This window comes from Candidatus Neomarinimicrobiota bacterium (genome assembly GCA_041862535.1).
In the GTDB taxonomy this organism is placed as follows: Bacteria; Fidelibacterota; Marinisomatia; order SCGC-AAA003-L08; family TS1B11.
The window spans coordinates 1-9291 of sequence record JBGVTM010000289.1 but is presented as its reverse complement, the minus strand read 5'-3'; the positions used below and the strand labels follow the sequence as shown (position 1 = coordinate 9291).

Sequence of the window (9291 nt, the reverse complement as noted above, 5' to 3'; positions counted from 1 at the left end):
AAGTAGGCCGGAACAGTAATGACCGCGTCCGTCACCTTGGTACCAAGATAAGCTTCAGCTGTCTGCTTAATTTTCTGGAGGATCATAGCGCTGATCTCCGGAGGCGGGTAGGTCTTGTCACCCACCTTTACGAGGACTTCACCTTTCGAGCCCTCCTGGACCTCGAAAGGCACTTCCTCAATTTCTCGGTCCACTTCAATGTGTAGCCGGCCCATGAACCGCTTGATGGAGTAAACAGTGTTCTGGGGATTGGTCACAGCCTGCCGCTTCGCCGGTTGGCCAATGAGGCGATCACCATTCTTGGTGAAGGCCACCATGGAGGGAGTAGTACGACCCCCTTCGGAATTCTGGATGACGTTAGGGGAACCGGCTTCCATGACGGCCACGCAGGAGTTAGTGGTCCCCAAGTCAATACCAATAATTTTGCCCATGTTCAATCTCCCTGTGTAATTCTCAACGCATTAGGTACAAGAATAGTGCCGCGGTGAAAATTATGTCCAAATGGCACAATTTTCGGTATTGGGAGGTAAAAATGGCGTGTTTCTGGAAATATGAGAGAACCGGTGAACCCTATTCGGTTTCCTCCACCATAGTAACGTCGGAATCTTTAACGTCGGAAGCTTTTTGAGCGAAGAAGAGCTTTTTGCCCCGGGCACTGATGCGGATGTCTCCACCCTTCGTGAACTCACGTTTGAGGAATTTCTCAGCGATTACATTCTCTATCCGGTCCTGGATCACTCTGCGCATGGGACGAGCGCCGAAAGCCCGGTTATACCCTTCCTCGATGATCCGCTCTTTGGCTGCCTTGGTGATCCTGTAGGTGACGTTCTTGCTGGCCAGATTATTCTTAAGGTCCCGCAGCTGCAGGTCAACAATTTTAAAGAGGTGTTCCCTTTTGAGAGAGTTAAATATAACGATCTCATCGAGCCGGTTAAGAAATTCAGGATTGAATATACGTTTCACTTCTGACATGAGTTCCGCATGGAACTTGGCCTCGTCGGGCTCATCACTGCGAGTGAAGCCATAGCCGCCGCTCTCCAGGCCCCGGGCGCCTAGGTTGGAGGTCATAATGATTACCGTATTACGAAAGTCAACCCGCCGGCCGAGTCCATCGGTAAGGGTTCCCTCGTCAAGAATCTGGAGAAGTATATTAAATACATCGGGGTGGGCTTTCTCAATCTCATCGAAGAGGACGACGGCGAAGGGATTCCGACGTACCCGCTCGGTGAGTTCGCCACCTTCTTCATAACCTACATATCCCGGTGGAGCCCCAACCAACCGCGAGACGTTGAACCGTTCCATATACTCCGACATATCGAATTTGACCAGCGCCTCATCGTGGTTGAACAGGTGCTGGGCCAGAACACGGGCGAGCTCCGTCTTGCCTACGCCGGTGGGCCCTAGAAACATAAAGGTGCCAATAGGATGGCGAGGATCCTTTAATCCCGTGCGGGCACGCTGGATCGCCCGGCTCAGCGTGTGAATGGCTTCGTCTTGACCAATAACATATTCACGGAGGACATCCTCCAGATGGAGGAGCTTATCCAGTTCACTCTCCGCCACCTTATTAACGGGGATGCCGGTCATCATGGCCACAGTATCGGCAACATCCTCATCGGTAACTTCGGGCCACTCCCGGGTCTCATCCTCCTCCCACTGGCGCTGCAAGTGCTCAATCTTCTCCAAGAAAAACCGCTCTTGGTCCCGCAGCTTGGCAGCCTGCTCGAAATCCTGCTTGCTGACCACCTGTTCTTTCTGGTGGCGGATTTTTTCCACATTCTTTTCCATATCAACCAGTTCCTGGGGCACTACCAGATTATTGATATGCACCCGGGCACCAGCTTCATCCATCACATCGATGGCTTTATCAGGCATGAATTTGTCAGTGATGTAGCGATTGCTTAGCTCCACGCACGCCTTGATGGCCTCAGCGGTATACCTGACCCGGTGATGATTTTCGTATCGCTCCTTTAGCCCTTGAAGGATGTGCAGGCAGTGTTCCACGGTGGGTGGTGACACCATTACTTTCTGGAAACGCCGTTCCAGAGCCCCATCCTTTTCTACGTGGCGGCGGTACTCATCCAAGGTAGTGGCGCCGATAACCTGTATTTCTCCGCGGGACAGGGCGGGCTTGAACATGTTGGCTGCATCCAGTGACCCACTGGCACTGCCAGCACCGACAATGGTGTGCAACTCATCAATGAAGAGGATAACCTCTTTGGAGGTTTCCAACTCGTGCATGAGCGCTTTAAGGCGTTCTTCGAACTGACCACGATACTTTGTGCCAGCCACCAGACCACCCAGGTCCAACGCCACCACACGCTTACCGTAAAGTACCCTGGGTACCTGATGGGCCATGATTTTAGCAGCCAGCCCTTCGGCTATGGCGGTTTTCCCAACCCCGGGCTCGCCGATCAGCACCGGATTATTTTTCTTCCGCCGGGAAAGAATCTGGGCTACCCGTTCGATCTCCCTCTCGCGACCAATGACCGGATCAAGGGCCGACTCTGCGGCTAGTTCCGTGATGTCACGGCTGAAGTGATCGAGGGTAGGGGTGGTAGATTTCTTCGCCGCGCGGCCCGCTTTTCGGGAACGGGCAGTAGATTGCTGATGACTTACGATGCGCTGTTTGATAGCGGCATAATCGATGCCGAAACGTATCAGCACTTCGCTGGCCACACCCTCCGTCTCTTTGGCAATAGCCAGCAGGAGGTGAATGTCATCGCCCGCCTCTTCATGGAAACTTTTAGCCTCGGTGAATGTGGTACGAAGGATTCTCTCGGCCCGGCGGGTAAGGGGAAGATGTCCCAGGGTCATGGTACCGCCTGAAGATCGCACCATGTCTTCAATCTCATTCCGCAGATCCTGGATGTCTTCAGCCAGGGAAGCCAGAACTTCATAGGCCTGACCGTCGCCTTCCTTGATGATCCCCAGCAGCAAATGCTCGGACCCGACATAGCTGTGTCCGAGACGAATAGCCTCTTCCTTGGCGTTCTTGAGGATATTTTGTACCCGCTTGGTAAAATTTTCCTTCATGCCACATTCATCCCATTCATCAATTCAAATTTACTCCCTGGCAATTCATCCAGCAACCACCGGTGTGATGTTAATTACTCCATCACGCAGATACAGTCGGCGATCGGCCTTTTCAGCCAATATTTCGCTGTGGGTGGCGATGAGAAACGTCTGCCCGTGGTCCTGCCTTAACTGCTTAATCAGGTTCATTAAGATGGCACCATTTCCCGCATCCAGGTTTCCTGTTGGTTCATCGGCAAGAACAATGCCAGGCCGATTGACCAGGGCTCGAATCACCGCGACCCGCTGGCGTTCTCCACCGGAGAGCTGACTGGGGTAGTGGCTGCGGCGATCGAGCAGTCCGGTTAGCTCGAGCAATTCCTGAAGATAGGAAGTATCCACCGTTTTTCGGCCAGCTGCCAACCGCAGTGGCAGCTCCAGATTCTCCCATAGATTGAGCTCCGGTAGCAAATGATGAAACTGGAAAACAAATCCAATGTTCCGATTACGGAAAAGGGAAAGATCATCATCCGTGAGGCCACTGACATCTTGCCCATCAAGGAGCACCCGACCCCGATCAGGACGATCCAGGGTACCCAGAATATTGAGCAGGGTCGATTTGCCACTTCCGGAGGGTCCCATCAGGGCAACGATACTTCCTTTCTCCACCTCCAGGTTCACTCCTTTGAGGATCGGCAGACGCGCGTCGTCCACGGGATAGCTTTTGTGAATGTCATGTGCCGAAAGAAGCGCCATATTATTTCTCGTAGTTAACCGCCTGCCCCGGAGCGATAGAAGTAGCGTAGCGGGCAGGATACCAAGCTGCTCCCAAACTCATGGCTAGGGCACCCACAATCACCACCAGCACGTCCACCCAGCGTAGATCCATCGGCAGGCCCCCCTGAGCATAGAGCCCTTCAGGACCAGGGATGAAGCGGTAGACCATCTGTCCCAGCGAAACGGCCACACCCAGCCCCACCCCTGTGCTAACGCCCAGCAGCCCGATCAATAAGCCCTGACGGAGGAATAAGGTCTTGATGAACCGGCGGGTCGCACCCATGGAGCGAAGGATACCGATTTCCCGGTATTTTTCCATTACCGACATGACCATAGTGCTGGTAGCATTGAAGGAGGCAACCAAAATGATCAGAAAGAGAATCACGATGCTGCCGAGCTTTTCCATTTTCATGGCAGTAAGTAGATCGGCATGATCCGTCTCCCAGGTGCGCATTTCCCAATCCCCCGCACCCAGTAGTCCCGGAGGCAGATCCGCACCATCTTTCCCTGTCACTGCCAGAGATAGCCCGCTGTAGGCTGCCAGACGGGGTACCAGTTTTTCAGCCGCCTGGAAATCGGTGAAGAGATAGTCCTCGTCGAAATCAAGGATGCCGAATTCATAGACCGCCTGTAGCGTCGCCTCCAGCTGTGGCGGGGTGGGATTGGCCAGCGAGATATCCAGTGGTGAGAAGAGTCGCAGCTCATCGCCAGGAAGCAGGCCCAGTCTGTCGGCCAGCAGGGAGCCTATCATAACCCCGTTCTTTGCAGGTGTATAAGGCAGTGCCTGAAGGACAGCCTCGCCGAAGGCAGCCTGCTGAGCAGAAAGGTCGGACACGATTCGGGCAGTCACCAGGCGGTAACCCTCTTCGGATTGAACCACCAGCTTTCGCTCGGCATAGGGTTGGGCTTTGATCCCGGCTGCGGCCAAAGCGGTTCTGGCAGCCTCAACATCTACGTGACTCGTACGTGGCAGCAGCACCGTGTGGTGTTCAAAACGCAGCAGGCTGTCCCAAACCTCGGCTTCAAATCCGTTGAGGATGGAAAGGGAGAGCACCAGCACGGCTGATCCCGCCGCCACGCCGACAACGGAGATGATGGCACTGCGATTGAGCTTGCGCCGCTCTTGCCGCCAGAACAGCAGGCGCCGGGCCAGGAACCAGGAACTATTCATACCTCAAGGCCTCAGCGGGCTGGACAGCGGCAGCACGGCGCGCCGGCCACACCGCCGCCAGCAGCGCTAGAGCCACGGCCAGGAGCGGAATGACCACCAGAGACTGCCAGGACCACTGCACCGGCAGAGCATCCATGAAGTAGATATCCGACTCTAGGGCCAGGATCTGAAACTTTCGCTGGAGAAAGCCCAGAATAAGGGCTAGAACAATCCCCGCGCCACTGCCGACCAGGCCCACCACACCACCCTGGTACAGGAAAATACGCTGGATCTGCTTGCGGCTGAATCCAAGGCTGCGCAAGATTCCAATATCGCGCTGCTTCTCAACCACTACTAATGCAAGTGTACTGAGGATGTTCAGCAGGGCCACCACGGCGATGAATCCGAACACGATTAGGATGGGTAACTGCTGACCCTTGAGCCAGTTGAACAGGCCGGCATGCCGCTGCCGCCAGGAGATCAGGTAATAGGGAAAACCCAGCTCCTCTTCTAAAACCGCCGCCAGCTCATCAGCTCGGTCACGCTGGGCGATATTAATAATGGCCCTGGAGGGCGATTGCCTCTGGCCAAACAAGGCTTGGGCTGTGCTCAGCGAGGTAAACGCCAGAAGCTGGTCGTATTCCACCATGCCCGAGCGATAGGTGGCCGCCACGGTAAGCTCCCGGCCCCGAATCCCTTGTTGGCCCAGAAGGTAGGTGATGTCAAACACAATTACCTTATCCCCCGCTCCTATCCTAAGCAGGTTGGCTAATTTCTCGCCGAGGATGATAGAAGACGTATCCCCTGGTGGCGGGAGCTGCCCCGTAATGATGAAGTTCTTTATATTGACGGTCTCCTGGAGCTGCTGCAAATCGGCACCCAGAAGATAGATACCATCTGATTGTATCCCCCGGCGGACCAGGGCATGGCGGGCAAGAAAGGGGACGACTTTTTCCACTTCCGGGTGCAGCCTCAGGTGCTGAAGGAGTGTATCCGGCAGCGGAACCTCCTCACCCAGAGCATTGGCAAGCCGGAGGTGACCATCCATACCGGCCACTTTGTTTTCAACTTCTTCCTCGAAGCCACGCATCACGCTCAGGGTAAGAATGAGGGCCGCCACGCCGATAGCCAGACCGGTCATCCCCAAGTAGCCGATGAAGGAGATGAAACCGTAGCTGTGCTTGGTTCGCAGATAGCGAAGAGCAATAAGCCGCTGCGGGGTCACGTCTGAAGGGGGCGCATGGCCGGGAATAGGATGACGTCCTTGATCGAGTCCTGCCCGGTGAAAAGCATCACCAGGCGGTCAACGCCGATCCCCACCCCACCGGTGGGGGGCATACCGAACTCCATAGCCTCGAGGAATTCCTCATCAACTACCTGGGCTTCCTCATCACCGGCCTCCCGGAGCTGGGCTTGAGCTTCCAGCCGAGTGCGCTGATCCAAAGGGTCATTGAGCTCCGTGAAAGCGTTGGCAAACTCCATCCCGGCAATGAAGAGCTCGAACCGCTCCACCAGGCTGTCAGGACCGTCACGATGGGCCTTGGCCAGGGGCGAGGTTGACTTGGGGTAATCCACCACAAAGGTAGGCCGAATCAGCTGGGGTTCCACCAGCAGGCCAAAGATTTTATCAAGCAGCTGACCATAACTGAGCCCTTTTACGACATCGAGCTTACGCTCTTCAGCAAAGTTATAAAGTTGATCGACATCGGTGACGCTGCTGAAGTCTATGCCCGTATATTGGTTCAAAAGATCAAATAGGCCAACTCGGCTGAAGGCTGGGCGCAGATCAATCTGATGGCCCTGATAAGTAAAAGTTACGCTGCCCAGGTACTCAGCCAGGGTCTTGAAGAGCTTCTCGGTGAATGCCAGCATATCGTTATAGTCGGCGTAAGCCTGATAATACTCCAAGGCGGTGAATTCCGGATTATGGTAGCGATCCATTCCTTCGTTGCGGAAGTCCTTGGCGATCTCGTAGACTTTCTCAAAGCCGCCGATGATGAGGCGTTTCAAGTAGAGCTCATCGGCGATCCGCAGATAGAGTGTCTGATCAAGGGTACCATGATAGGTAGTAAAGGGCCGCGCCGAGGCGCCGCCGTAGAGGGGCTGCAGGGCAGGGGTCTCCACCTCCACGTAGCCATGATCGTCAAGAAACTGGCGTAACAACCGGATAATCCGGGCCCGTTTGATGAAAATCTCCTTCACCTGGGGATTCGCAATGAGATCCAGGTAGCGGTGACGATAGCGGTTTCCCTTGTCCGCAAAGGGATCGAAGACCTCCCCTTCTTTCTCCTTCAAATTAGGCAGAGGCCTAAGGGACTTGGCCAGCAGCTGAATAGCTCGGGCCTCCACGGTAATCTCCCCCGTTTTGGTGCGAAAGACCCGTCCCTGGATTCCCAGAAAATCCCCCAGATCAACCCGGCGGAAGAGCTCCTCATAAGCGGCTTCCCCTACCAGGTCCACCTTCACGTAGATCTGCTGCTTCCCTTTATCATCCAGCAAATGAGCGAAGCTAGCCTTCCCCATCCGACGCAGGGATACGACCCGCCCGGCCACGGCCACATCAGGGGGAAACTGGCTGTCTTTCATGGCCTGGATGTCCGCGCTATGGTGGGTCACCTCAAAACGATAGGGGTAGGGTTTGATCCCCATTTGCCTCAGTTCGTGGAGTTTCTTCTGCCGGATGAGCCGGATTTCGTGGAGTGTCCTCTGTTGCTGCGTCATGACCTTGAGACCTCTTCTGCAGACTTGTCGGTCACGTTTTTTCTACCTGATAACATTGCATTTTGCACAAGATAGGCGTGAATGAAACGGTCGATATCCCCGTCCATCACGGCCTGGATATTCCCGGTTTCCTCGCGGGTGCGGTGGTCCTTGACCATGGTATAGGGCTGAAACACATACGAGCGTATCTGGCTACCCCAGGCCACGTCTTTTTTGGTGTCCTCCAACTTTTGTCGCTCAGCCTGTTGTTCCTTACGGCGCAGGTCATACAGCCGCGCCATAAGAATTTTCATGGCGGTGGCCCGGTTTTTCAATTGGCTGCGCTCATTCTGGCACTGGGCCACAATTCCGGTGGGCAGGTGGGTAACGCGCACAGCGGAGTCGGTTTTATTGACGTGCTGACCGCCAGCGCCGCTGGAACGGTAAGTATCAATGCGCAGATCCTTCTCATTAATCTCAATTTCCAGGTCATCTGCTACAGCAGGATAGACGAACACCGACGCGAAGGAGGTGTGCCTCCGGGCACTGGCATCAAAGGGTGAAATGCGCACCAGGCGATGAACCCCGGCTTCGGCCTTGAGATATCCATAGGCCCGCTCACCCTTTACCTCAATGGTCACATCCTTAATACCCGCCTCTTCGCCGGGCTGGTAGTCGAGGATCTGATACTGGTAGTCGTGGCGTTCAATCCACCGGATATACATCCGCTGTAACATCTCGGCCCAATCCTGGGATTCGGTCCCGCCAGCCCCTGGATGAATAGTAAGGAGAGCATCCTTCTCGTCATCCGGGTCACTGAGCAGGTGCCGCACCTCGGCAAAGTCCAGGGCCGAGCAGTAACGTTCCAGGGTCTCCTGGGCCTCCTTGGAGACAACTCTAGCCCCTTCCTCCTGCGCCAACTCCAGGTGGATTTCGGCCTCATCATGCAGGGAGGCCAGTTCCTCCCACAGGTGCAGCTCCTTCTCCAAGCGGCTGATTTTCTTGAGGGTTCCCTGGGCGCTTACCGGATCGATCCAGAAACTCTGTTCGGTAGTGAACTGTTGAAGGTGGGCTATCTGTTTTTTCAGGGTCTCCAGGTCAAAGGTACCTCCAGAGCTCACGGTAGCGAGCCTCTACGGAGTGAAACCCGTCGCGGTAGTCTTCCAGGTTCCTGGCGGTCTGGGATTCAGTCTTGCTCATATGCCTTCGCCAATTATCACACTTAAATTAAGGTTAATCCGAGGTTCCTCTGAAGGCAAGAGACAAATCTTGCCGGCTTGAAAGTTAACAGACGGCCCTATGATAAGACATTGATAATGGGGAACCCCGCACTTGAGGTTAACGTTACTCGCCGCTGCTGATAAAGATGTACTTATTCAGTAGCCCTCGCAGGTCCGCCTCGTCGAGGTTCCGGTGTAGGGTGCCATCGATGGCCAGCGATACCTGGCCCGTTTCTTCGGATACCGCCACTACCAGCGCATCCGACTCTTCCGTCAGGCCCAGGGCGGCACGGTGGCGGGTCCCCATACCCGGGTCCATGGTCTCGCTCTCGCTCAAAGGGAGAATGCACTGGGCAGCTTCTATGATCTCGTTCTGAATAATTACCGCCCCGTCGTGCAGGGGTGAATCAGGATTGAAGATGGATACCA

8 protein-coding genes are annotated in these 9291 nt (G+C 55.1%); all 8 read right to left on the bottom strand.

Features of this window, described 5'->3' with window-relative positions; all coding sequences use genetic code 11:
- On the bottom strand, window positions 1-431 hold a 431-nt coding region (locus ACETWG_10735), incomplete at its 3' end, for an Hsp70 family protein (protein MFB0517060.1).
- Window positions 432-570: 139 nt separating this feature from the next.
- The gene (locus tag ACETWG_10730; protein ID MFB0517059.1) at window positions 571-3036 is read right to left on the bottom strand and encodes an ATP-dependent Clp protease ATP-binding subunit; all 2466 of its coding nucleotides are present in this window, start codon (window positions 3034-3036) and stop codon (window positions 571-573) included.
- Between the two features lie 45 nt (window positions 3037-3081).
- A complete protein-coding gene (locus ACETWG_10725) occupies window positions 3082-3771 on the bottom strand; it encodes an ABC transporter ATP-binding protein (GenBank protein ID MFB0517058.1) in 690 nt (229 codons plus the stop codon).
- Between the two features lies 1 nt (window position 3772).
- Window positions 3773-4963, bottom strand: coding sequence for an ABC transporter permease (locus ACETWG_10720; protein MFB0517057.1), 1191 nt, complete (start codon window positions 4961-4963; stop codon window positions 3773-3775).
- The gene (locus tag ACETWG_10715; protein ID MFB0517056.1) at window positions 4956-6167 is read right to left on the bottom strand and encodes an FtsX-like permease family protein; all 1212 of its coding nucleotides are present in this window, start codon (window positions 6165-6167) and stop codon (window positions 4956-4958) included. Before ACETWG_10715 ends, ACETWG_10720 begins: the two co-directional genes overlap by 8 nt.
- Window positions 6164-7663 (bottom strand): lysine--tRNA ligase, encoded by a 1500-nt coding sequence (lysS, locus tag ACETWG_10710; GenBank protein MFB0517055.1) that lies wholly within the window; start codon window positions 7661-7663, stop codon window positions 6164-6166. Before lysS ends, ACETWG_10715 begins: the two co-directional genes overlap by 4 nt.
- Window positions 7660-8763 carry a peptide chain release factor 2 gene (prfB, locus tag ACETWG_10705; protein MFB0517054.1) on the bottom strand — a complete coding sequence of 368 codons (1104 nt, stop codon included), beginning with the start codon at window positions 8761-8763 and terminating at the stop codon, window positions 7660-7662. Before prfB ends, lysS begins: the two co-directional genes overlap by 4 nt.
- 223 nt (window positions 8764-8986) lie before the next feature.
- Window positions 8987-9291 (bottom strand): diadenylate cyclase (locus ACETWG_10700; protein ID MFB0517053.1); only part of this gene is annotated, 305 nt, incomplete at its 5' end.